The sequence below is a fragment of the Riemerella columbipharyngis genome, from assembly GCF_900101995.1.
In the GTDB taxonomy this organism is placed as follows: Bacteria; Bacteroidota; Bacteroidia; order Flavobacteriales; family Weeksellaceae; genus Riemerella; species Riemerella columbipharyngis.
In genome coordinates, this window is record NZ_FNAS01000005.1 from 92,407 (window position 1) to 117,513 (window position 25,107).

General features: G+C 35.0%; 25 protein-coding genes and 5 pseudogenes. 12 read left to right on the plus strand and 18 right to left on the minus strand.

Annotation, left to right across the window (positions count from 1 at the left end; genetic code table 11):
• Window positions 1–96 precede the first annotated feature (96 nt).
• The 15 genes from BLS89_RS04275 to BLS89_RS04335 form a co-directional block, all read right to left on the minus strand.
• Window positions 97–507 carry a BrxA/BrxB family bacilliredoxin gene (locus tag BLS89_RS04275; RefSeq protein WP_092736287.1) on the minus strand — a complete coding sequence of 137 codons (411 nt, stop codon included), beginning with the start codon at window positions 505–507 and terminating at the stop codon, window positions 97–99.
• Between the two features lie 80 nt (window positions 508–587).
• Entirely contained in the window at window positions 588–1,154 is a 567-nt protein-coding gene (locus BLS89_RS04280; RefSeq protein ID WP_221403647.1) for a thermonuclease family protein, read from the minus strand.
• 6 nt (window positions 1,155–1,160) lie between these two features.
• Window positions 1,161–2,105 (minus strand): hypothetical protein, encoded by a 945-nt coding sequence (locus BLS89_RS04285; protein WP_092736263.1) that lies wholly within the window; start codon window positions 2,103–2,105, stop codon window positions 1,161–1,163.
• Window positions 2,106–2,109: 4 nt separating this feature from the next.
• Window positions 2,110–3,372: a coiled-coil domain-containing protein gene (locus BLS89_RS04290; protein ID WP_092736264.1), complete on the minus strand. Its 1,263-nt coding sequence runs from the start codon at window positions 3,370–3,372 to the stop codon at window positions 2,110–2,112.
• A gap of 4 nt (window positions 3,373–3,376) precedes the next feature.
• Window positions 3,377–3,766: a co-chaperone DjlA gene (locus BLS89_RS04295; protein ID WP_143017721.1), complete on the minus strand. Its 390-nt coding sequence runs from the start codon at window positions 3,764–3,766 to the stop codon at window positions 3,377–3,379.
• 46 nt (window positions 3,767–3,812) lie between these two features.
• Window positions 3,813–4,124: a hypothetical protein gene (locus BLS89_RS04300; protein WP_092736266.1), complete on the minus strand. Its 312-nt coding sequence runs from the start codon at window positions 4,122–4,124 to the stop codon at window positions 3,813–3,815.
• Window positions 4,111–4,767, minus strand: a complete 657-nt coding sequence (locus BLS89_RS04305) for a hypothetical protein (RefSeq protein ID WP_092736267.1) — start codon at window positions 4,765–4,767, stop codon at window positions 4,111–4,113. Before BLS89_RS04305 ends, BLS89_RS04300 begins: the two co-directional genes overlap by 14 nt.
• Window positions 4,768–4,774: 7 nt before the next feature.
• Window positions 4,775–5,065: a DUF6804 family protein gene (locus tag BLS89_RS04310; protein ID WP_092736268.1), complete on the minus strand. Its 291-nt coding sequence runs from the start codon at window positions 5,063–5,065 to the stop codon at window positions 4,775–4,777.
• A 275-nt stretch (window positions 5,066–5,340) separates the two neighbouring features.
• Window positions 5,341–5,505, minus strand: coding sequence for a hypothetical protein (locus tag BLS89_RS10595; RefSeq protein ID WP_176763237.1), 165 nt, complete (start codon window positions 5,503–5,505; stop codon window positions 5,341–5,343).
• A gap of 183 nt (window positions 5,506–5,688) precedes the next feature.
• The gene (locus BLS89_RS10600; RefSeq protein ID WP_176763238.1) at window positions 5,689–5,838 is read right to left on the minus strand and encodes a hypothetical protein; all 150 of its coding nucleotides are present in this window, start codon (window positions 5,836–5,838) and stop codon (window positions 5,689–5,691) included.
• Window positions 5,839–5,972: 134 nt separating this feature from the next.
• Entirely contained in the window at window positions 5,973–8,018 is a 2,046-nt protein-coding gene (locus BLS89_RS04315; RefSeq protein WP_092736269.1) for a M16 family metallopeptidase, read from the minus strand.
• A gap of 8 nt (window positions 8,019–8,026) precedes the next feature.
• Window positions 8,027–9,340, minus strand: coding sequence for a M16 family metallopeptidase (locus BLS89_RS04320; RefSeq protein ID WP_092736270.1), 1,314 nt, complete (start codon window positions 9,338–9,340; stop codon window positions 8,027–8,029).
• A gap of 205 nt (window positions 9,341–9,545) precedes the next feature.
• Complete coding sequence (locus tag BLS89_RS04325; RefSeq protein WP_092736271.1) at window positions 9,546–11,039, minus strand: hypothetical protein; 1,494 nt, start codon at window positions 11,037–11,039, stop codon at window positions 9,546–9,548.
• 371 nt (window positions 11,040–11,410) lie between these two features.
• A complete protein-coding gene (locus BLS89_RS04330) occupies window positions 11,411–11,851 on the minus strand; it encodes a hypothetical protein (protein WP_143017723.1) in 441 nt (146 codons plus the stop codon).
• 921 nt (window positions 11,852–12,772) lie between these two features.
• Complete coding sequence (locus BLS89_RS04335) at window positions 12,773–12,955, minus strand: hypothetical protein (RefSeq protein ID WP_092736273.1); 183 nt, start codon at window positions 12,953–12,955, stop codon at window positions 12,773–12,775.
• Window positions 12,956–13,289: 334 nt separating this feature from the next.
• On the opposite strand from BLS89_RS04335, the gene pth reads away from it, so the two are divergent.
• From pth to hflX, 4 genes are all read left to right on the plus strand, one after another.
• Window positions 13,290–13,853, plus strand: a complete 564-nt coding sequence (pth, locus tag BLS89_RS04340) for an aminoacyl-tRNA hydrolase (protein WP_092736274.1) — start codon at window positions 13,290–13,292, stop codon at window positions 13,851–13,853.
• A gap of 8 nt (window positions 13,854–13,861) precedes the next feature.
• Window positions 13,862–14,203: a DUF3817 domain-containing protein gene (locus tag BLS89_RS04345; protein WP_092736275.1), complete on the plus strand. Its 342-nt coding sequence runs from the start codon at window positions 13,862–13,864 to the stop codon at window positions 14,201–14,203.
• A gap of 401 nt (window positions 14,204–14,604) precedes the next feature.
• The gene (gene mnmA, locus BLS89_RS04350) at window positions 14,605–15,792 is read left to right on the plus strand and encodes a tRNA 2-thiouridine(34) synthase MnmA (RefSeq protein ID WP_092736276.1); all 1,188 of its coding nucleotides are present in this window, start codon (window positions 14,605–14,607) and stop codon (window positions 15,790–15,792) included.
• A gap of 21 nt (window positions 15,793–15,813) precedes the next feature.
• Window positions 15,814–17,022, plus strand: coding sequence for a GTPase HflX (gene hflX / locus BLS89_RS04355; protein WP_092736277.1), 1,209 nt, complete (start codon window positions 15,814–15,816; stop codon window positions 17,020–17,022).
• Here hflX and BLS89_RS04360 read toward each other — a convergent pair.
• The 3 genes from BLS89_RS04360 to BLS89_RS04370 all read right to left on the minus strand — a co-directional run bounded on the left by BLS89_RS04360 (window position 17,019) and on the right by BLS89_RS04370 (window position 21,139).
• On the minus strand, window positions 17,019–17,540 hold the full coding sequence (locus BLS89_RS04360; protein WP_092736278.1) for a DUF6973 domain-containing protein: 522 nt from the start codon (window positions 17,538–17,540) through the stop codon (window positions 17,019–17,021). The two genes, hflX and BLS89_RS04360, sit on opposite strands and share 4 nt — an antisense overlap.
• A 126-nt stretch (window positions 17,541–17,666) precedes the next feature.
• Complete coding sequence (accD, locus tag BLS89_RS04365; protein ID WP_092736279.1) at window positions 17,667–18,518, minus strand: acetyl-CoA carboxylase, carboxyltransferase subunit beta; 852 nt, start codon at window positions 18,516–18,518, stop codon at window positions 17,667–17,669.
• 1,523 nt (window positions 18,519–20,041) lie between these two features.
• Window positions 20,042–21,139: a mannose-1-phosphate guanylyltransferase gene (locus BLS89_RS04370; protein ID WP_092736280.1), complete on the minus strand. Its 1,098-nt coding sequence runs from the start codon at window positions 21,137–21,139 to the stop codon at window positions 20,042–20,044.
• Between the two features lie 332 nt (window positions 21,140–21,471).
• Here BLS89_RS04370 and BLS89_RS04375 point away from each other — a divergent pair.
• From BLS89_RS04375 to BLS89_RS04405, 8 genes and pseudogenes are all read left to right on the plus strand, one after another.
• Window positions 21,472–21,895, plus strand: a pseudogene (locus BLS89_RS04375) (recombination protein NinG).
• 4 nt (window positions 21,896–21,899) lie between these two features.
• Window positions 21,900–22,355, plus strand: a pseudogene (locus BLS89_RS04380) (hypothetical protein).
• Between the two features lie 32 nt (window positions 22,356–22,387).
• Window positions 22,388–22,522 carry a hypothetical protein gene (locus BLS89_RS11185; RefSeq protein WP_262501466.1) on the plus strand — a complete coding sequence of 45 codons (135 nt, stop codon included), beginning with the start codon at window positions 22,388–22,390 and terminating at the stop codon, window positions 22,520–22,522.
• Between the two features lie 9 nt (window positions 22,523–22,531).
• Window positions 22,532–23,275, plus strand: a pseudogene (locus tag BLS89_RS04385) (phosphoadenosine phosphosulfate reductase family protein).
• Complete coding sequence (locus BLS89_RS04390; protein ID WP_245688850.1) at window positions 23,205–23,729, plus strand: ParB N-terminal domain-containing protein; 525 nt, start codon at window positions 23,205–23,207, stop codon at window positions 23,727–23,729. Before BLS89_RS04385 ends, BLS89_RS04390 begins: the two are co-directional and overlap by 71 nt.
• 192 nt (window positions 23,730–23,921) lie before the next feature.
• Window positions 23,922–24,244: pseudogene (locus BLS89_RS04395) on the plus strand (terminase); the annotation flags it as partial.
• A 131-nt stretch (window positions 24,245–24,375) separates the two neighbouring features.
• Complete coding sequence (locus BLS89_RS04400; RefSeq protein WP_221403648.1) at window positions 24,376–24,576, plus strand: helix-turn-helix domain-containing protein; 201 nt, start codon at window positions 24,376–24,378, stop codon at window positions 24,574–24,576.
• A 32-nt stretch (window positions 24,577–24,608) separates the two neighbouring features.
• A pseudogene (locus tag BLS89_RS04405) lies at window positions 24,609–24,962 on the plus strand (phage terminase large subunit); the annotation flags it as partial.
• Window positions 24,963–25,107: the final 145 nt, after the last annotated feature.

Consider the following 25,107-nt stretch of genomic DNA (forward strand, 5'->3'; position numbering starts at 1 on the left):
CATACGATGAGTATTGTTAAAAATCGTAAAGCTAAATATAAAAAATCGCCCTCCTATATTTAGGAAGACGATTTTGTATATTTAGCTTTACGATTTTTAACAATACTCATCGTATGCTGCCTGAAGGTTTGCCGCAATGGCCCCCGCAGGATTTCCCTCTATGTGGTGTCTTTCCAACATATGAACCAGCTCACCATCTTTGAACAACGCTACACACGGCGATGATGGCGGGAATGGTGCTAAATGTCTTCTAGCTTCTGCTACGGCTTCCATATCAAACCCTGCAAAAACTGTTACCAAATGGTCAGGCTTTTTGTCACCTGTAAGAGAATAAACAACGCCCGGTCTCGCAGCGCCTGCCGCACATCCGCAAACGGAATTAACCATCAATAAGGTAGTTCCTTTTTGTTTTAGGGCTTCGTTTACCGCCTCTGCAGTTGTTAAATCTTCAAAACCGTTATTTGTAAGTTCTGCCTTCATTGGCATTACTAAATCTGGTGGATACATAATTTTTTCTTTTTTAATATTGACCACAAAGATAGTTAATATTTTTTTCTATTTCCAAAAAGATACTTGGCAAAGCTCCCCTATCTTTTTCTGAAAAGCCAACGCTCTACCCTAATCTCCCTCCTGCGCTGCTTTCTCATCTTTCGCCACTGCTCGGGACTCACGGCATCTTTCTGAGACCACAGCCCCACTTTCTGCTGACGGGCTGCATCCTCCAGCTGCGCATAAGAGGCATCTTTGGAATATTTCTTGAAATGCCAAGCCAAACCACGCCTTACTAATTCTTTGTTTACATTAAGTCCATTAGGCAATATAACCTCTGCGATTAACCTCCGATAGCGGTCGGTTTTGCCGTAATGAACAAGCGTTACCATTTTCCCAAATACCAAAGCAGAAGTTGCCCATTTGGCTTTATTGCCAAAAGGTTGTTTTTTCTCGGGGCAGTCTATATTTGCCAGCCGTACCACCACGGGCTTGCCGTCTATCAACACTTCGATGGTATCGCCATCCTTCACGCCAATGACTTTGCACTGTGTTTTTTGAGGAGTAGCCTGAGTATACTGATACCCTTGATATGCATAAGCACAAGCCCCAAAATTACCAAGCAATGAAAGCGTTATGAGAAATAGGGGTAAAGATTTGTACACTATGATTTACTTAATGTTAAAAAAATTCTTTATTTTAAGTTTAGTATTCTCCGGAATATCTGTTTGGTAAATAGCGTATTTAGATATTCCCATTTCTTTAAACCATTTGCCTAAAACTTCTTTTAGAATATCCTCTTCATAAGGTCTTGACTTAGAAGGATTAACCTCTAAAACTATAACTTCTAAATTGCTAAGGTCTTTTTCAGAGCGAGGGTTGATTAGTCCAAAGTCTAAATCTTCTATTTTTTTCTTCCAATTTTCATTATTAAGTTTATTGGCTTGAATAAGCTCCGGAGTAATATAAGAGTACCTATTTGCCTCTTTCATTTTAGTATTGACATGAAAAATATATCCGTCTGTGATTAGCACCAAAATATTTCTGTATTGGGTAATTTTATCATCTTGTTTTTCGTCTTCCTGCATAGCAAGATCTTTCACATCGTTTTTAAAGAAACGCCAAATATCAGATCCTACATATTTTTTGGTTTGAAGCGTAGTCTCATAAATTTTGGTTAGATTTTGTTCAAAATCCGCATAAATATTTTTATACAATTCTGTTTTTTCTGCGGGGTTGAGCGGTTTGGTATCTATGTTTAATTTATTGGCTATTTGGTTAATTTCGGGATTTTCAGGTACAGGGCTGAATAAAACCTTCATCTTGCCTTTCATCTTAAAATTCCCCTTATGCCTCATATCTTCTTTAAAGACATTCACGATTTCTTTTACTGCTGCAATGTCTCTTTCTGAATGAGCGGGTACTGCAGGGTATTTGTCCGGTTCTATTCGGTCCGACAAATCGAGTAATAGCGTAATATTCAGTTGCTTGTTTTGTGGTGTCACGGAGGTGTTGGTTTCTACTCCTTTTTCCTCCTTATTGTTCCCGTTACCTGAACAGCCGATTAGTCCGGTTATCAATAAAATTAGAAGTAGTAATAATGCTATTTTTTTCATAGTTTTAATTATTTTTATTGTTTATTTCGTTTTGATGTTGATTAAGAAATTTTTCTTGTTCCTGCCAGATTTCGTCTATTTGATCCTTTGTCTTTTTGTTATGCGTCATCCAATTGGCCCAACCATTAGAAAATTCCAACAAAGCATTTCCGAATATCCCCCAATCAATGATGATGGTATTTCCACTAATGATTGCTTGCTGTTTTTTGCAATCACCTTCCAGACGAATGATTTCGGCTTCTGCCTTTTCTTTTTCTTCTTGACACTTATCAATATCTCCCTGATTGATTTTTATTTCGGTTTCTCTGGCTGTTATGGCTTGTTTAACTACATCTAATTTGTCATACGAATCCATTACGAAGTCAAAAATAAATCCCCAAATAATATACGCAATAAACCCTGCAAAAATTACCAACCAAAAATTTTCTGAGTCTAACGCCATACTTAACTTGTGAGGAGGTAATGCTCCGGTAGCATCCATCATTCTCTTTACCTCATAAAGTTCTTTTTCTATTTTATAAGCAAGAAGAGCGTCAAAACCAAAAGTAATGAGGATCATAGCCCCTATTTTTATATATTTCTCCGGTCCTTTTCCTTCTTGAAATTTGTGTATCAAATAACCCAATCCTAAGAATATAAAAGGTATTGTCAAAATAAGTACTAATACTGTTAATCCATATTTATAAGCTTTTGCAATTGCCTGCGGATCAAAAATAGAACTCCCTACGCTATCTCCACCTGTAAATTTTTTGAAAAATCCTGAGTAGCTGGCAGAGCTGTAAAAAATAAACAAATAGACCGTTAGGAAAGACAAAATGAACAAACCAATCAAAAAGCCGGCTTTACTCATTCTGTCTTTCAGAATCTCTTGTGGATTTTCCTTGATACGGATAATTTCTTTTTGCAGAGTATTTATCTTATCTTTAAAAGTCTGTATTTTATCGGTAATAGATTCGACAGTAGATTTTTTTTCTCCTATTTGTGTTTCCAACCTACTCAACTCCTCTTTGGCTTTATTGATATTTTCATGAGTTTTTTCTTGCTTTCTCAGTTCCCTCCGCTTATATTCTTGCTTTACCAAGTTCATCGATCCGATAAATGCCATTTTATTGCCGTTTTGCTTCTGAGCCTGCTCAAAACCCCATTCTTCGTAAGTTATTATACTTAATTCCGAATCGAAATCAGAACTTTTGATTGAAGTAGGTTTTTGAGTTTCTTTATCTTGTTGAAAATTCTTTAAAAAGAAGTTTTTTAATTGCTCTTTCATAAAATTAATCTTGAATTTGTTTCTTAATTTCTTTTTCCAATTCTTCCGTTGGTAAGTCTTGTTTAGCCAATTCTACCAACCACTCAAATAAAGCATTGCTTTGTTCTTCTTCAAAGCCAAATTTCTTACAGAACCTCATAAAGGAGCGCACTTCCTCATCCTCTATTTTTTCATCAGATAAGATTACTTTTACAAAATCATACAATAGTTTAACTTTTTCCATAAACTCCTCGGGTATATAAAATTCTATACCGGGCTGAGCAATCATTTTTTCAAAATCTTCTTTCGTAAAACCTTTTTCTTCGCCTATTTTTAAAATAGTTTCCAGCTCTTCGGGTGCGAAATGCCCGTCACTCAATGCAATCATATATAAATTGACTACATGATTTTTCATTTTTTGATTCATAGTGTAAATATTTATTTTATAATTAATCTTTATTTTACGGTTCTTTATCGTGTTTTATGCTCTTATTCTTTAACAGCAAATAACTCACGCCTCCGACTATTATAAATCCAATAAATGAGACAAAATAATTAAGCTTGTACTCACAATAGTAACCATGACCTAAAGTACGATGACCTCTGTTATTATAACATACTTCCCCTCCAAAACAGTACGCAGAAAACACCGCTACCAATATGCCTAACACTATAGAAAAGACAGCAATCTCTTTGTCTGTCCATTGTGCCAATTTTTCTTCAAAATTTCTCTTCAAATCTTCATTTTTATTGTAATTTTTACAGCGCCTCATCCGAATCACTAGGTTGTGTACTAAAATTGCCATTTTGTTGTAAAATCAATTCATATGTAAGGATATTATCCTCTAAAAACTGCTCATCATCTTTTCCAAAACTCTCATCTTCAATAAAACCTCCCTTTATTTTTCCATTTTTCATTTCTTTTTGAGGATCCCAACCTTTTCCATAATAAAAAAATATCTGATAGGCACCATTGGGCAAAGAAAATGTATAGCTATCATTAGATTGTACATATGCATGCCTCACTACTCTATCGTCTTTCTTAATAGTTACCAATACATCCGAATTACTTGTTCTAACTTTTATTTTAGAACAATCATAGCCGCTGCAAGAAGAATTCTTCCCATAGTATTTTGCATAAGGAGTAGCCCCTGTTGGCAGAGAATTATTTATGTACCGATCGTAAATGGCCTGCCTTTTTCGTTCCTCTTCTTGCGCTATTCGCTCTTGCTCTGCCTGCTTCTTCTGCTCCAATTCTTCTTCAACTCGTTGAACAGAGTCTTGCACTGTATTCTCAACAAATGCAGAATCTTCCAGTGGTTCATCCTCTATAAAATAAGATTGCTTTGACTTATTAAAATCACAAGAAACAAGCAATAAAATCGATAATATCCCTATACTTAATTTAGTATTCATAATTATTTTATTTACCTTCTTTGTTAAACAGACTTATTAACAACACTATCGCAACTACTACATCCACTATATTCCATAAAGCTCTTCCCAAAGCAATCTTGGTAAACGGCTGAAATAGAATAACCAAACCAACATACACCAATATCCAAACACTTTGTTTGTGCTGACTTGACACATAGCCTAAATAAGTGAATCCCACAGTTGCCACTACACGAACGAGCATATAATAACCATAAGGCATCGACGCCAAACATCCTAAAAGTAAAAGAGCCAAAATAATTTTTATTATTTTATCCATTTTAATTTTATTTTCTACCTACACACACTGCAACTACCTCCTTTTTGGGAACAATGTTTACAATACTTGCAATTGGTACAAGCTTTACATGTTCCCCTTGGATTGCAACGCCCACACATAAAACACTCATACGCTCCATAAGAGCCGAGACAAAGACTAACACTTAATAATAGTCCTAATAAGATTTTCTTTTTCATTTTTATCTCCTTTTAATGTCTTGTTTTATTTAATTTTTCATATATCTTTTACCCTTGTTCAAGCCCATTATCGCAAGATCACTCGAACACTCCTTTAGCTTGTGTATAGTCTTTTTGCACGCTATACATTACACCTAAATTATATTGAGCCTCGGCATTTCCATTCTCAGCCAGCGTATAACAATCAAAGACTTCTTTATATTCCCATTTATCGTAATAGGAATAAGAATTATAGTTTTTCACTATTCTTCGAGTACAAATTACCTCCTATTGCTGTTATTTCTTCATCTATTTTGATTTTAAATCTCATTTTTTATTTACTTCCGTCATTCACTGGTTTGAGAAAACTTGATAACTGAAACAAAAATCCCACGTAGAGACCATTGCCTCCGCGTGGGATCCTTCATATACACTTTCGCTTTATTTTTAGAAAATAAGCCCTTGTGTGCTGTGCTGTGCTGTGCTGTGCTGTGCTGTGCTGTGCTGTGCTGTGCTGTGCTGTTTAGATACCGCTAATCTAATAAAAATTAACGAATCAACAAAAAAAATATTCATATTTTTTAGTGCTTCTGCCACTTTTTTTCACCTGTTTTTTGAACTGCTAATATACGCTTTTTTTATAAAATCAAAAAACTACACTTTATTTAGATACAAAAAAGCGGAGCTGTCTAAAAACAACTCCGCCACTAACAAAATATATGAATATTAGTTTACTTAAAATCAGTGTCTTTGGCTTTGTTAAACTCGTAAGAAGTTACATCAAAAGTAATGTCCATCCCTCCCATATTGGTTACGAATTTAAACGGCACCAATATACCATCTACCGGCTTATAATCGGAGTAAGAAGTAGGCACAGAAGCCTCTTGTCCTGCTATATTTTTCTGAACTAGAATCTGAGCAACTTTCAATCCTGTTTTCACACTATAATACAAAGTTGTCTTACCAGATTTTACCACATAGCAATCTTCGCCATTCATATTTTCAACGCCTGAAAGCACATAGTCTTTACTCGTTCCAAAGTTAAGCTCCGGAACCACCGAAGTATTTTTCATCATTTCTTTCTTAGCATCTTCCGGAAGAGGAACTTTATTCCCCTGAACCATTACATAGCCGTCTTTTCCGTCAAATACTACTTTACTCAAAGAACGCCCCATCATCTGGGTATCCATCATCATTTTACCCCCGTTGGCATTTTCTGTAATCACATTAATCTTCATCCCCTGCACGGTTCCCTCTGCCTTAGCAGTCATAGAAGTAATTTTTGCCACCTTATCTCTGCCGCCTATGGCTTTTAGATAGCTATCTCCCACGGTAGCCAAAGTAACGCCTTGAGCCACTTGTTTGGCTTCAGGTTTGGCAATTTCGTTGGCATACTTATCATAATATTTTACAGGATAACCCAATTTACCCAAACTTTCAGCGATCTCGGAAGCCTTTCCTGCAATGAATATTCTGGATTGGCTTGGCAAAATAAATTCATTAACGACTTTTTGGGCTTGAGCTATCGTTACATTATCAATAGATTTAAGATAATTTGTATAGAAATCTTCTGGTAAGCTTTGAACTTTTGCCGTGTAAGCAAAATCTGCAATGGTAGCAGGGTCTTCTAAAGACATGATAAAAGAGCCTTTCAGTTTGGCTTTGGCATTTTCCAATTCCTTAGGAGTAATCTTTGAAACTCCTTTCAACTCTTCCATAAAAGCCTCTACAGCAGGTGCTGTAACTTCATTTCTTACGCTGGCATAAGCCTTAAAGTAAGGAGAATATTTACTTGTTGAAAGAGATGAATATGCTCCGTATGTAAACCCATGTTTTTCACGTAAATTCATAAACAATCTTGCCTCTGCTCCCCCACCAAGAATATAATTAGCTATTCTTGAAGCAAAGTACTGTGGATCTCTCATTTTCAGTGGACTTACATTCCCTATTTGGATTACTGATTGTACAGCACTGGGAACATCAGCTACATTTATCTCTGTAGAGCCTACATTTTGTGCTGGAATCACAGGTAAATACTCTGCATCAGATTTTTGCCAAGAACCGAAATTCTGCTCTACCAACCTCTTAACCTCATCAAATTTCACATCTCCCACAATTACCAAATAGGAATTATCAGGAGCATAGTATTTTTTATAATAGCTCTCAATATCCTTCAAGGTTATTTTTTTTACAGACTCTGGCGTAGTAAATTCTCCTACGGCAGAGTTCTTACCGTAAATAAGTGCTGATGACACTCTTGAAGCAATTTGATTTACATTTTTATCGTTAGATTTTAGATTTTCTAAGGTTCTTTCTTTGTCTTTATCCAATTCTACTTGCGTAAACTTAGGGTGAAGAGCAGCATCTGCCATCATACCGAGAATTTGAGGAAAGTACTTAGATAGAATATTGGCAGAAGCCCCTCTACTGTAAAAACTGAGGTCTGCTCCATAAAAGTCTACTTTTTTGTTAAAATCGTCTTTGCTTACAGTCTGTGTTCCTTCTCCCAGTTGGCTTGCCATCAGACCAGACACCCCTGCGATATCACCTTCTTTTACAGGCGGTCTGTCCATTCTCAAACTAATATCCACTACCGGAAGCTTGTGGTTTTCTACCACCATAACAGTCATTCCATTAGGCATTTGGAAAGTTTTCGGTTGTGTGATATGTACCTTCGGCGTAGGGCCGGATTTCGGCATTGCATCAAGATTTATTTTTTGTGCAGTCATAAGACCCGAGCACAAGAAAGCAACAGCTATATATTTAATATTTTTCATTTTTTAGGTTATTTTTTTTCAGGTAAATAATTGATAATTACTCTTTGGTTTGGGCTAAGATACTTTCTCGCCGCATCTCTCAGTTCTTCACGAGTGATAGAACGATAGATATCTATCTCCTTATTGATTAAGTCTGTATTTCCTTTTAGGACATAGTTCGTAGCCAATGAGCTTGCAATCCCCTCGATAGAAGAATTGGCATTAACGAAAGAGTTCTCAAACTGATTTTGTAATTTTTGATAGTCTTCTTCCGAGATAAGGTCTGTCTGTAATTTTTTGATTTGGGCATCTATTTCAGACTCAAACTCATTTTTAGTCGTATTCCCCATAGGAATGGTATAAAACGCAAAAACGCCATAATCTTCCATCGCCATATTGAACGCTGCCACTTGAAGGGCTTTTTTCTCTTGATCTACCAATTTTTTATACAGAACGGAAGACTTTCCTCCGCTAAGATAATTACTAAGCATCTCCAGCACATAGGAGTCGTGGTTTTTCTCCTCCGGTGTCCTGTATGCAAAGATATAAGCCGGAATCTCAATATTTTTGTCATATACGGTAACCTCCTCTTGCTTAGTAATAGGATCTTCTTTGGCATAATTTCTTATAATCGGAGTCCCTTTCGGAATTGAACCATAGTACTCCTGAATCCATTTTTTCGTTTGAGGAATATCTATGTCTCCTGCCACTACCAGTGTAGCATTGTTTGGCACATAATATTTTTTGAAGAATGCCATAAACTCGCTGAGTTTGGCCTCGTTGATATCTTTCATAGAACCGATAGTCGTTCCTTTGTAAGGGTGTTTTTTGAACAAAGCTTTCAGAATGCTGTTGAACAAATTACCATAAGGCTGGTTGTCCATTCTCATTCTTTTTTCTTCCTTTACCACCTCTCTCTGCGTATCCACGCCGATTTGGTTGATTACAGGGTGCCTTAGTCTTTCTGCTTCCATCCATAGCCCTAATTGTTCGTTATTAGATGGGAAAGTTTCGTAGTAATAGGTTCTGTCTCCCGTTGTGTTGGCGTTATTGGAGCCTCCGTGGGAAGAAACGATTTTGAACCACTCCCCTCTTTTGATGTTCTTGGTTCCTTCAAAAAGAAGATGCTCAAAGAAATGAGCAAATCCTGTTCTCTGTGCCAATTCATCTTTGGCTCCCACATGGTACATTACCGAAGTCGTTACCACAGGTACTGTTTTGTCTTGGTGAAGAATGACATGCAAGCCGTTTGGCAAGTCGTATTCTTGAAATTTAATTTGCTGGGCATTCATAAATATTCCGAAGAATACCGCTCCCGCAATCGAAAGAAGTTTTTTTCTCATTATATTAAAATATTAGTTTCCGGTTTAATAAGTAAGCATACGCCAACCTTTCGTTACAAATTAACGAAATATTTTTAGAATTAAGCGTATATCAGACAGACTTTGTATAAGTTATATCCCTAAGATAAAATCAAAAAGAAAATGAGCCAAATTAAAAATCCCCATCAATCAAATTCTACAAAAGCTATTTTTATCAATAAAACAGCTACTTAACTTTTTGATACAGATTATAATCCGAGCCGGAAGGCTTTAGCTTATAGATGGTTTCAATGATTTTGTAAGGGCTACTCAAGTGGTCTTTTACTCTAAACTCTTTGATAAGTTTATAATGCTCCTGATAATATTCCGCGTGTTTAGGGTCTTGATACAAATCTCTGTAAACCAATATGTATTTAGGTTTTCTATCTTTCACCGTATTGAACCAATAATCCTTTTTATCCTTTATCATCTCTTGCTGAACGCCTTTGTCCACCAAACCTACCTCGTCTATTGTCCTTAACCCTGAATAATAAGGCACAAACCCCGCAGGCTCCAAGAATATCCATTGGTTTTTATCTTTTTCGTATTTTCCTAAAAACAGCCCTATCTCCCTACGATAATTCCACTCTCCATTTCCCGTAGCAATAGAGTGTACCATCTGGAATAAGAGCATCGGTAATACATAGAACAATAGAAACAATGCGCCCCATAGGTATTTACGCTTTTCTTGCTCCAATATAAAAACAATCACCGAAGCGAAAAGCAACAACTGAGGCACCCAATAATACCAATCAAAATAAGACAATTCGTACAAGAAAATACTCTGTTTAATCCAAGCAAAAGCAAAAATGATAATTAGGAAAAAATTCCGCTTATCCTTTTGCCTTACTAATGCATAAAAACACGCTATCTCAAAAAGTAATACAAGAATGGTATAAGGATTAAAATTCCCCGGCATTTTCAGCATACCAAAGAAATTTCCAAAATTTCTAAAAAACAACGCTATCCTCTCCCCAAAACCATACCCTCTGTAATAAGCCAACTTTTTGGCAACAATCGTATTATTCACCAATTCTCCAAAGTAAAACCAATTAAAAGATATCAATAATCCTAATCCCAAAGCCCCACTCACAACATAGTTCCATCTGATTTTTTTGTTCCAAACCGTATCCACTATAAAGATAATCCCTAAAAATATCACCGTGTCTAATCTCGTAAACAAAATAAGAACAGGAAAAATCCATACCGCCCAAGTCTTGTTCCTAAAAAAGGCATAGTACAAAAAGCCCATCTCCAAAAAGAACAAAAGCCCATACTCCATCCCCAAAATAGAAACTCTAATGGCAGGTGGAAGAAATCCAAAAAGCAGAATAAACAACGCCTGATGAACGGGCTTTTTCAGTATCATTCGGGATAAGAAATAGCTCCCAATGGTGAATAGTGTAGAGTTAAAAACCAGCAATGGGTAAATAAAATTGGCTTTGCCAAAAATCACATTGAACAAGAATGAAACAAACATATACAAATGCGTAGTAGAAGCCGATATCTTGATAGGCCCATTAAACCCTGCCACCCCATAATCAAGAAGGTTCTGGGCAACCCTCCAAGTGATGAAAGCATCTTCCTGAATATGATGCGTAAGCAAAAAAGGTAATTTGAGTAATACTGTGAGTGCAACAAAAATTATCGGCAATCTGGCATCAATGTTATTTTCTCCCATAGACTATAAATAATTCTACAAATTTAACAAAGCTCGCTTAACTGACAAAACACGCCCCATTAATTCGTATTAAAAAAAGAAAAACCGCCCTGAGTAGAGCGGCTTACTTATCAATCCGTTTTTATAAAAATTAATACTACTCTTTTGCAGAGAATAGTTTGGACATCTTATATGTTTTTTATGAATAGAAACACCTATTTCAGATAGGTATTTTTAACAAAAAATACAATTAATACCAATAATAAAAATAAAGAAACACATCCAAATATCATTTCTGCTTTGTGATAATTAGTAAAAAATTTTGTAATTAAAAATGCTACGACAGCCAACAGAGCTATTAATCTAATTTTTTTTTCCATTTAATTTTAGTTTTAAGGACAACAAAAAGATTGAGTAGCTGTAAAATATAACCCACCTAATCTACTATTTATTTCTACTCCCCCTAAGGAAGTACAACCATGCAGATCACCATCATTTGCGTCTTGTATTGTTGCATTAAACAAATCTGCCTTCGCTCCTCCTGAAGTCCAGCCAATTCCTGTTATCGTATGTGTTTTCCACCAAGGACAAGCATATCTACTCTCATGCTCCGTGGTTATAAACTCATCATAACTAGCTAATTTAGTTTTAGATAACTCATCATAAACAATACTAAGAATAACAAAATTAATATCACTTAAAAGCTTAGAATTGTTCTTAACATCTACAATCTTATTATTGAGTAGAATTATATATTTATCTCCTACTTTTTGTATCGAATAACTTCCCAAAGATAGTTTATTTCCCTGCAATCTAAATTCGTAGTTTGCCAAATTATAGCTTTGTTTTTCTATTCCTATTTCTTTTTGTGTTAAAAATCTAAAAATTACACCGTTGTTCTTAGTGTTACTTATCTTAACATCATTTACTCCTGAATGAATTAAAAATGCCCCAACTCTTTTATTATTTAAATTTGAAGTGATATTTTCAAATTATATATCGTGAGAATAACTTCGATTATCATTATTACATTCTGTAAATAAAAAGTTGAGAGACACTAAGGCGAATAAAAACTTGATTTTTTTCATAGTAAATTATTTTAACTGTTATGAGACAAATATATTAATTTATTTTATTTAGAATAAAAAATAGCAATACTTTAATTATGCCACGCATACAATTTACAAATGTGCTTTTAGATTGTCTTTCACCATTTTAATTCGTCTAAAAAAGAAAAAACATCTCAATTCTGAGATGATTTCAATTTAATTTATAAGTTATTAAAAAGTCTAATCTATACCTAAACTGGTGAAACCTAACAGAATAGAACTTTTACTTTAAAAACTGCTTGGCATATCATATGAGCTCATTGTGTTTTTGTAACCAACATAGAGTTTCTCATTTTTGTTTAACATATAATCCAATTTTGGATAGGTGTACAATTTCCCTTTGAAAGAACTATTAACTGAGAATGAATAACCTAAGTCTAAAGCGGCAGAATATTTAGCTGGTGGCGTGATGATAACCTCTATTTTAGCAACATTATTTAAATTGATAGATTTCAGATAATTTATAAATTCCTTACCCTAGAGTTAGATTATTTTATCGTTAATCATAATGCTTACTATAGATTTTCTGACAATAGACACACCAGAATTTTCATCAGAGTTACCTATCCCAATGTACCAAATAGATTAGCATTGATTAGCTGGAAAGAATTACCAATATTAAACCTTTCTCACTATAAGTTTTTTTTATTCACAAGAATAGTTATTGTTTTTAATGACTTTACTATCATCGTTCACTACCAAATCTTTTTCAATATCCGATAAAAGTTCTATACTTCCAGTGGAAAGCATCAGTCCATCTTTAGAAATAGTAAGCATACAACTTCTCCTTTCTTGCGCTGTAATTTTGTACACACCATCTTTTGTCATAAGAGTTCTATAGGTAGCTTTTTATTATTGAGTACTACAGATAAATTTTTGAAACAAAATTATTTTTCAAAGAAGTGATATGCCCTTCAATAATAACCTGAAAATAAGTTAACATCATACAGTAAGTTAAAAGATAATATCCCTCCATAAACAAAACAATTGATTAAATATTCACAAAGACATAAATAATTTAAATATATTTAAGTTTTTTTTATCAAATAAAATATTTTTCACAACATATTACACACTATATATATTTAAAGACGGATTGTATTTTCATCTAAACTTAATTTTCGTGTTTTTAGTATCTTTGCAAAAGGGAATTATACTTGACATGAAATATCTCATTGTAGGATTAGGCAACAAAGGCAACGAATACGAAAACACACGCCACAATATAGGTTTCAAAGTGGCGGATAAAATCGCAGAAATATTGGGCACACCATTCCAAATCACAAATTTTGGGCTAATGGCAGAAGGCAAATACAAAGGGAGAAAAGTTCTCATCCTAAAACCAGATACCTATATGAACCTAAGCGGAAAAGCGGTGAAATTTTGGATACAAAAAGAAAATATTCCGCTGGACAAACTGATGATTATCACAGACGACCTTGCCCTACCCTTCGGAACTTTAAGAATGAAGATGAAAGGCTCCGATGCCGGGCACAACGGACTCAAAAGCATACAAAACGAATTGCAAACACAGGTATATCCCCGCCTTAGATTTGGTATCTCTGCTAATTTCTCCGAGGGCCGACAGGCAGACTATGTGCTTGGAAACTGGACGGAAGAAGAACAAAATAAAATTCCCGAGCGTACCACCCAATTCGCAAATGCCTGCCTTGCTTTCGTTTTTTCGGGAATACAAAATGCAATGACAGGCTTCAACGGTAAATAAATACTCTTATGGAAATAGTAGAAAAATTCTTAAAAAAATACCCTCGAGAAAAGGTAATGAAATGCTACAAAAATACTTGTATTGCCGAAGCCATCACCTGCTTTTTGCTATACGGTATCGCGATGATTTGGATCCGCGAAGATAAGGAAAGCTCTCTGGCTTTGGCATTTATTATTACGATAGGAAATTTGCACGGGCTGTTTTTTACACTGTATCTTTTGCTCTGTATCCCCGCTCGGAAGATATACAAATGGGACGATGAGGATTTTGTCTTTGTACTTCTCGCGGCATTCTTCCCTTTTGCCACCATTTGGGTAGAAAAAAAATTAGCACGGCTAGATAGGTCTTAACCTTTAGAGCTCAACAACAAAAACATTCAGCCTTGATAAAGAACAAGTTGCCGTTACACAAAATACCATATTTTATATATCTTTTATTTTTATTGGAGAAATTTACAAAATTTTATGTAGAAATTTTACTTACCTACTGACGGACAAAACTAATAAACGATACCTTCACTATATACAAAAATCTCTTCTTGTTTCAGATCATTTTGATAAGTTTTTTCATTGGTAAATTTCCCTTAGAATACAATTACATCCTAAAAGACAGTGTAAGAGATACTTGTTTTAGCAGAAAATCATACCCAGAAATCTAAAACAACATCACCGATTTAGAAATACGGACCTTAGGACATTAAAATTTCATTAACTTGAAATTTTTGTAAATTTGGGGACTGAAAACATTAGAGATGAAAATAGTAGTAGGACTTTCCGGAGGGGTAGATTCCAGTGTGGCGGCGTATCTCTTGCAACAGCAGGGGCACGAGGTCATAGGGCTTTTTATGCGAAATTGGAACGATGCTTCGGTAACATTGGAGGACGAATGCCCTTGGGTGGAAGACAGCAACGATGCCCTAATGGTTGCACAGAAGCTGGGTATCCCTTTTCAAGTGATTGATATGAGCGAACTCTATAAAGAGCGGATTGTAGATTATATGTTTTCCGAATACGAAAAGGGAAGAACACCAAACCCCGATGTCCTCTGCAATAGAGAGGTAAAATTTGATGTTTTTTTGAAAGTGGCATTGTCTCTGGGCGCAGAAAAAGTGGCTACGGGACACTATGCAAGAATTAGCACAACCAAAAATGAAAACGGAACGAAGTGCTACCATCTACTTGCAGGAAAGGACAATAATAAAGACCAAAGCTATTTTCTTTGCCAGCTAAGCCAAGAGCAATTATCAAAAGCCCTGTTTCCCATCGGAGAGCTTACGAAACCCGAAGTCCGGCAGATTGCTAAAGAGATAGGATTGGTAACGGCAGATAAAAAAGATTCGCAGGGGCTTTGTTTCATCGGTAAAGTCAGTTTGCCTCAATTTCTGCAACAACAGCTCAAACCTAAGGAAGGAGATATCGTAGAGATTTTCAGAGATTTTAAGGAATATCATAGGGAACGCCCTGTTTTTAAGGATAAAAAAGAGGAATTAGAGTACGAGGTGACAAAAATAGTTTATAAAAAATCCGACGGAAAAGTTATCGGAAAACACCAAGGAGCACAGTTTTTTACCATTGGGCAAAGTAAAGGCTTAGGCATCGGCGGACATAAAGAGAGCTGCTTCATTATCTCTCGGGATATGGAAACAAATACCATCTATGTGGGAGAGGGCAAGAACTTCCCTGGACTATTCCGAAAAGTTATAAAAATCAATCCCACAGATATCCACTGGGTAAGGAACGACCTTAGGCTGAAAAACGGAGAGACAATGCCTATAATGGCAAGAATACGCTATCGCCAGCCATTAGAAAAAGTGACATTGCACCAGTATGACAAAGCGCTTTACATAGAATTTGAAAATTCCCAGTCGGCAGTGGCAGAGGGGCAGTTTGCAGCGTGGTATATAGATGATGAGCTTATAGGAAGCGGCGTGATTTCTTAATCTTTAATCAGACAAAACATTATGTTAGAAATAAAAGAACACCGATACGAAACAGCCGTTTTAGTAGGCTTAATTACGAAAGACCAAAACGAGGAAAAGCTCACAGAGTATTTAGATGAGCTGGAGTTCCTTGCTTATACGGCAGGTGCAAAGGTCGCCAAACGCTTTACCCAAAAGATGATGCAGCCGGACTCTAAAACTTTTGTAGGCAAAGGAAAAGCAGAAGAAATAAAAAACTACGTTAAGGAACACGAGATAGGAACGGTAATCTTTGATGATGAGCTTTCGCCGTCTCAGCTGAAAAACTTAGAGCGGGAATTAGAGGTTAAAATCTTAGATAGAACCAATCTTATTCTGGATATTTTTGCACAGAGGGCGCAGACTTCTTATGCGAGAACACAGGTAGAATTAGCCCAATACGAATATTTGCTTCCACGCCTTACCCGTATGTGGACGCACTTGGAACGACAGAGAGGGGGGATAGGAATGAGAGGTCCGGGAGAAACCGAGATAGAAACCGATAGGAGGATTATCCGCGATAGAATTTCTTTGCTAAAAGAGAAACTGAAAACCATAGACAAACAAATGGCAACTCAGAGGAATAATCGTGGGAAAATGGTTCGCGTGGCATTGGTAGGCTATACCAATGTGGGAAAATCAACTTTGATGAACACCCTCTCAAAATCTGATGTTTTTGCGGAAAATAAACTCTTTGCCACATTGGACACTACGGTAAGAAAAGTGGTGATAGGGAATCTGCCTTTTTTACTTGTGGATACGGTAGGCTTTATCAGGAAGCTCCCTACACAGCTGGTAGAAAGTTTCAAATCTACATTAGACGAAGTGAGGGAAGCAGATTTACTGATTCATGTAGTAGATATTTCCCACGAAAGTTTCGAAGACCATATAGAGTCCGTCAATCAAATTTTACAAGAGATAGACGCTCACAGAAAGCCTATGATAATGGTATTTAATAAGATAGATGACTTTACATACGATAAAAAAGACGAAGACGACCTCACCCCGAGTACAAAACGAAATATTTCGTTAGAAGAATGGAAAAAAACTTGGATGGCAAAATCAAAATACCCTGCGACATTCATCTCCGCACTTAAAAAGGAGAATTTTCCGGAAATGAAAAAACTTATCTACGACGAGGTTCACAAAATCCATATTTCAAGATTTCCGTACAACGATTTCTTGTTCCAGTATTATGACGACGAAAATTAGGCTATATTTTCTTTATCTATATAGACCAATCCCTCTCCAAAATTATCCTCCAGAGAAGAGATAGCTACAGCTTTCTCTGTTTTGGATTTTAGCTCGTCTATAAAAAATGAAGTCTCGAAAAACTGACGGTGTATAGAAGGGAGGAGCGTCATAAAGTAGTCCATTCCTATTTTGTTGTTATGGAGATCCATCTCTCGTTCCAGTAGAGGATTTGGAAATAGCTCTTCGTGAAGATTCGTTATTTTTTCACAGAATTTTAGCGATTTCTGAGGAGAGGAAATTTTGCAGCAATACATCATTATAAGACAACACCATAGTGCGTGCCGAAAAGCATTCCCTTTTCCGTCGTTACTTGCGGTTTTAGGATAATTTTTTTCTGCTATTTTGTAAGCTTTTATGGTAGCATAAAATGCCATTGCACAAAAGAAAGGATGACAAATAAACACCGACAACACCCTATAAAGCTGCTTGAAACTAAGGCTTTTTAATGCATTGAAAACAACGGTTATAGATTTCATAGAAAAATTCAGATATCGCGGCTAGCCAACTCTGTTTGCCCTCCCTTTTTAGATTAAGGTCAATGACCAACAAAGCCATACTTAGAAAAAATACAGAGCCGGTTAATAAAAAAATGTACCGGCGGTTTACTTATTCATCAATAGCTTCACGGTTTTAGAAACTGTTTCTTTTATTTCTTTTCTTTTAACAATGAAATCCACAAATCCTTTGTCTTGTAAGAACTCTGCCGTTTGGAAGCCTTCCGGTAAGTCTCTTCCTATCGTTTCACGAATGACACGAGGCCCTGCAAACCCAATAAGGACGCCCGGCTCTGCCATAATGATATCCGCAGTCATCGCAAAAGAAGCCGTTACCCCCCCGAAAGTAGGATCCGTAAGATAGGCTATATATGGCAACCCTGCCTCAGACAGCTGTACCAGTTTCGCTTGTACTTTGGCCATTTGCATCAGGGAATAAGCCGCCTCTTGCATCCTTGCTCCACCGGACTGGCATATAATCATATAAGGAAGTTTGTGTTTAATGGCAAAATCCACCGCCCTACGGATTTTTTCGCCCATCGCAGAACCCAGAGAGCCGCCGATGAAAGCAAAGTCCATACAAGAAATAACCATCTCGATTCCATTGACTTTCCCCGTAGCATTTCGGATGGATTCCGAAAGTTTGGTTTTGGCTTTTACCTCTTTCAGCCTGTCGGTATAGGATTTGGTATCCTTGAATTTAAGAATATCCACACTTTCTACTTTTGTATCCAGCTCCTTGAATTTACCATTGTCAAACAGCAATTCAAAGTATTCACTACTACCTATTCTCACATGGAAATCATCTTCCGGAGATACATAGCTATTGGCTTTCAGCTCTTCGTATTCTATAATTTTTCCGGTAGGCGTTTTATGCCAAAGACCTTTAGGAATATCCTTTTTCTCATCTGTAGAGGTCGTGATATTTTTCTTTTTTCTTTTAAACCATTCAAATGCCATAAGTTTCTTTTTAGTTGATAGGGTAGCACTTAGAGATAAATAAGCGACCCAATTGGATACAAAAATACAAGAAATTTTTATTCTAACATATTCTATCTCGAAAAGTTTTTTGTAATAGTTACAAAAATAATGTTTTAGAAATGAAATATAAAAACAGACTCTTGTATAGTGGTTGCTCTTAAAATCTAAATAATAGATAATATATTCACCATCAAATACGACATATTAAAAATTAAGCAGTTTTATCCGGTCTAATTTCCCTAATTCTAATTGATTTTTGACTAAGTTATAGTAGTTGCCTTTCTTTGCTACGAGATCTTGGTGGTTGCCTAATTTTGTGGTCTCGCTTTTATCTAATACGACAATTTGGTCAGCTTTTTTAACAGTAGAAATAGTACAGTATAAAAGGAGACTTCGTCCTTTCAGATTGAAAACTTACTTTTTCCAATTGAATACACAGCCTATTTTGAGTGTTTATAAGGAATACTTTTCAGTTCACTTAGGTGGGTTAGAATTATTTTCTCTTCATTAGGCTTATTTTAAACTTCATTAAGCCGTTCTAAACTTAATTTTACACTTGTAAAAAATGGAAAAATTATACCAATTAATTTACTGGAGAGTTCATTTATCCAATAATATAAAATATAGAAAGTAACATTCCTAAGGTCATATCTCCTTTTACGATATAATTGGCAGCTAAAAAAGTTACCAAAATATTTTTTAGCTGGTTTAAAAATTAAATTCAAAAAATCTGCATGGTATAAAATTTCATTACAAAGATGATTATACGTTATTTATATCAAGTGTTTTTCGTAATTTTATAGAAACCTACAAATTAAATTACAATGAAAAATTATCCAACCAACATTACTGACAACTAGTGGTAATTTATAAAAAAACGCTTTGCATTTCAATAACATAACATAAAATATTATTTGAGAACCATTTAAACCGCCATTATATACATAATGAAAATGGGCAGCCAATGTTGGAGATTCCCTAATGATTTCCCAAAGTAAGAGCTCGTTTATTATTACTATAATAAATAGGCAAATACGGAAGAATTTGATTTACTCTTTTAAAAATAAGGTTAAAAATAGATTAGAAAAAGGAACTAGTTTAGGAATAATGTACAGCCAAAGTATAAAATGGGATAACAACCGATCATTAAAAATTTTTGATGGTAACTATAAAGTAAAAGGCGTTAATTCAAAGATATATGGTGATAGATAAAAACGGATTTTTATTAATAGTAAAAACAAATTTGGTTATTTATAAGATTTACGAGGAAACACAAATGTAAATATTTATAGAAACTATAATTATGATGATGGATATAATTCTACTACAAATGTTTATAAAAATGGAACTTTAAATTCAAGTCCAAATAATTATAGTCCTCTTGGTAGTACTACAACTATTAAAAGAAATTATAAAATAAGTAGAACCATTTATAAGTATAGATAGTAAAATGATTTAATCAAAATAGAGCGAATTATATGTCCTGCTCTATTTATTAGTATTTATAAATACCTATCTCCTTTTTTCTTTGTTCTAAGCTCCACGAGATAATCTTTTAGTTTTTGGTCGTTTTTTCGGGGGCATATTAGCAGAGCGTTTTCTGTATCTACTATTATATAGTCCTTTAGTCCGTCTATAATGATGGCTTTATCGGTATTTTTGCTTCTTATAATGTTTCCGTTTGCGTTATAAGAGAGTATGTTTTTAGACAAGATTGCGTTTTTATTTTCATCTTTATCAGAATTTTCATACACCGAATTCCAAGTACCCAAATCACTCCAGCCCAAATCTGCGGGGATAACATAAACATTATCTGTTTTCTCTAAAATTCCATTATCTATAGAAATGCTTTCTAATTTCGGATAAATATCTTCTATACAAAGTTTATGCGAACCATTTGGCACATATTGGCACTCATCAAAGAGATTTTTCATATTGGGCAAATATTTTGCAAAAGCACTGATGATGCTCTCTACAGACCAAATGAAAATTCCGGCATTCCAAAGGAAATCTCCTGCTTTCAAGAAGTTTTTGGCAATTTCGAGATTAGGTTTTTCGGTAAAGGTTTTTACTTTTAGTAACGACGGATTGTCTCGTCCTTGTTCATCATCAATGAACTGAATGTAGCCGTATCCAGTGTCGGGACGCGTAGGCTTAATCCCCAAAGTGATAAGATAATCTCCTTTTTCTGCATAGCCTAAAGCCTGCTCCAATTTCTCCAAAAAACGATCTTCTTTCAGGATAAGATGATCAGCAGGGCAAACTACTATTTGGGCATTGAGGTTTATGGCTGCTATCTTGTAAGCCATATAGATGTTGCACGCTGCCGTATTCTTCATCACAGGCTCTCCCACGATGTTTTCCTTAGGAAGTTCGGGCAGTTGTTCCCGTGTAATATCTACATATTCCGTATTCGTAATCACAAAAATATTTTCTAAGGGAATCAAGCGGCTTATCCTCTGGAAAGTCTGCTGAATCATAGTTTTGCCTACGCCTAAAATATCTTGATATTGTTTTGGAAATTTTTGAGTGCTTAGAGGCCAAAAACGGCTTCCTACACCGCCTGCCATTATTACGCAAAAATACTCTTTATTTTTCATTCAGTTTTATTTTTTATCAATAGCCCACTCTTCGTTATCATTGCAAATATAATTTTTTTTAATTGATGATAAGACAAACAAAATATCAAAGACACATTCAACCAACCAATGTGACACATAGATAAAAGAGGTCTTAACGCTTAATTTCTCAGCTATTTCAGCTTTTGATCTTTTATATTCAAAATAAGTTATGCTAAAGTTAATGGATTCTTTTTATTTGGAAAACAAAGGTCGAACATTTAACTTTAGGAGAGAAAAACTTTCTTGTTTTTCGACCAAAAGACCGCTTATACCTATTTGAATAGTAGATATATAGCTATATTTTTGTAAAGATGATTAAAGCAAAAACTATACTGAAATACAAAGCAAAAACGAGGGGGCAACTTGTAGAGCAAGCCCAGAAGTTAGTAAATGCTTTTGTTCGTAATCGTGATGCAATAAATGATAGAAGCGATTTTGTCTGTATTTCGTGCGGTAAGTACAAGCCAAAACACCAGTGTAATGCAGGGCATTATTTCAGTAGGAGCACTTACCCAAGCGTAAGATTTGATTTAGATAATATACACGGCCAGTGTATTCAGTGCAATTTGCACCAGCACGGTAATCTGATACCTTGCCGAGCAAACCTTATCAAAAAAAATAGGTAAAAAACGATTTGAGCAATTAGAGAAAATGGCGTATATTAGCCACTACAAGCACGATAGAATTATGCTTATAGAACTTATAGAGAGAATGAAAAAACAATTAAAAAAATAGAAAAATGAAAATCACAGTAAATAACCAAGAAGTAGAAGCTTACAAATTAATAATGAGAAAAAACTTTGTAGAAGATATTGCAAGCGATAAAAAAACGTTGAAATAAGAGATTTCTCCGACTTTTATCATAAATGTTTGTAGATAAAGACAAAGAAAAGAAGTTTGACAAGTATTTAGAAAACCCTGATGGTTCTATGGGTATAGATGATATTGTTAGAAATGATATTAAGTATATCAGATTTACTAATTATAGCCAATCCTGGATCTTAGATGTAGAGATATACATGCCTCATATCATAAGTCCAGCAGATGAAGAAGACGTTAAATTCATCAGAGAATCATATAACTTTAATGATTTAGACTAAGAACCCGAGAAATTTAAAAACCTGACCGATGAAGATGAAATGCCGATGATTTTTGCAATATCTATAAAAAAATAGTGAACCGAGAAAATATATAAAACTAATAATTAACCATTAAAACTAAATTGCTATGCCAGAACCTTATGCAGTCCGTTACACTAACGGCAAAAGACAAGTCTATCGAACTAAAAAAGACTATGAAAGAGGTAAATTATCCTCATTCGGTAGAACAAATAAAAGATTAAAGGCAAGCGGTGCTATTTAAAAATAAACAATGCACTTGCTAAACAACACAATGCAAAGCATCAAAGCCCTTTCTGAAAAAACAGACAGGGTTTTGCTCTTCCATTCTGCCAATGGTAAAGATAGCATCGCCCTGCTCGAAATGTTAAGCCCTCATTTCAAAGAAATAAAATGCGTGTATATGGTTAAAAACCTAAATCATATAAACAAATATATTCTTTGAGCTGAAAGAAAGTATAAAAACGCCTCATTTATCCAAATTCCGCACTACACCTATTATAACTATAAAAAATTCGGCGTATGTGGCACTGATGAAGTTAATTACATACAATACAACCTATCCACAATAACAGATAAGATTAGAGAAAACACAGGTATCCAATGGGCAGTGTATGGATTTAAACAAAACGATAGCCTCAACCGCCGATTGATGTTGAGAACCTATGAAAATGAAATCATAAATCAAGAAACACAAAAGATATATCCATTATCCAAATGATCTAACAAGCAAGTACTCCAATATATAAAAAAGCAGAGACTTATTAAACCATTACAATACGGAAATGTAGGCAACACAAAATCACAAGGTACTAATGTAACTAACCTATCTTTCCTCCTATGGTGTAGGGCAAACGTTCCCGAAGATTTAAAAAAAGTAATAAAAGAGTTCCCCGATACGGAAAGAATTTTATTCGAATACGACTATGAAAAACAAAATAAAACAATCCGAAACTATAATTATAAAGCGAAGCCAAATAACCCCAGCTCCTTATAATCCCAGAAAAATATCCGATGAAGCACGAAAAGTCTTAAAAAAGAACATCAAGGCTAATGGTATCATAGGGGGGGGGGGATGGGTTTGGAATGAAAAAACAAGCAATCTTGTATCGGGACATCAAAAATTATCTATTGCTGACGAAGTTAATAAATACAACCACAAAACCAAAGAAAATGATTACGATATAAAAGTAGAAGTTATCAATGTAGATTTAAAGACGGAGAAAGAATTAAACATCTTCTTTAATTCAAAATCCGTGCAGGGAGAAATGGACTACCAAAAACTATCTCTAATAGACCCTGATATAGATGTAAACTTAGCCGGATTAGATGATATAGACCTATCTTTTATCGAAGTAGAACTGCCTAAAGACTTAGATATTGAAGTGCCTACATTTGAGAGCCACAGAAAGAAAAGGCACAAGCTACAGAGGAAGAAAATACAGAAGTAAGTAAAGAAGAAAAAAACAAGCCGTAAAGGAAGCTAAAGCACAAATTAAAGAAACTACACTTTATCAAGGAGACCCCTATATTAACAATTTCCTTTGATAGTTACGAAAATAAAGTATTTTTCTTAGAGCAATTCCACATCAATAGAGATACTAAATTTATAAAAGGAGAAGAATTTGCAGAAATGGTAGAAAATGGATAATAAAGTAGGAAGACCCACGAAATATAATAGAGATTATCACCCAGCCCAAGCATTAAAGTTTAGTTTGGCAGGGCTTACTGATGTTCAGATGGCTAACATATTTGATATTTCAGAAGCTACATTAAACAATTGAAAAAAAGAGTATCCTGAATTTTTGGAGTCCATAAAAAAAGTAAGGAAGAAACAGATACAAACGCCACATCCACTTTATATAAAAGAGCATTAGGACATAAAGAAAAAAAAATTCCGATAAAAATAAAACAATTTGATGAATACGACAGACCTATAGAAAGTGTAGAAGTAAAGGCAATTAAAATTTTAAAGCGATGGACAGACCAAAGATAGTTGTAGAAAATTGAAAAATAGAACTACTATAAATGAAAAATTGGATAAACTATACGGAAAAGTAGGTACCAAAGAAAGGGATAAATTCGAAAAAAGAAGCATTGGATTTTTACGCTTCTCAAATTCTTTATTTTAGTAGGAAAGGAGCCAAACTTACCCCAAAAGCCTTATCTGAAAAAACAGGGATAGATAAAAGCTACATTTCAAGAATTGAAAACGAATTGGTACAGCCTACGGTAGAAACATTCCTAAAACTTTTACAAGCAATGGGGTTAAGTTTTGACATTGGTAAAACTGCCTGATTTTTTTTGTTAATTTGACATAAAATAGTCAAATGCTGATACAGACACAAGCTGTTTATAATCCTCTTTATACTAATATTGATAAGTTTATTATACTCCTTACTAGAGGTAGAGACTCTGCAAAATCCTACAATGCAACTACCTTTGTAGAGCGATTATCTTTTGAACAGGGACACAAGATATTGTTCAGTCGTTATACAATCACTTCGGCAAGGATTTCCATTATCCCAGAATTTGAAGAAAAGATAGAAAAAGAAGGGGTACAGGATTATTTCACTGTGAATAACAATGAAATTATCAATCGATTTTCTGGCTCGCCAATTCTTTTTATAGGAATAAAAACTTCATCAGGAAACCAAACGGCTAACCTCAAATCCATACAAGGAAACCTAAGTTCAAATATAAAAAGCGACAAGTGGAATAGAAGTTTTATTTCTATTAAAAGAATTCTTTTAAGGTAAAAATACATAAGCACTGGTACAAACCATGATAGATATCCTGTTGCCTTACAAAGACTCGGTAAAGTCCATT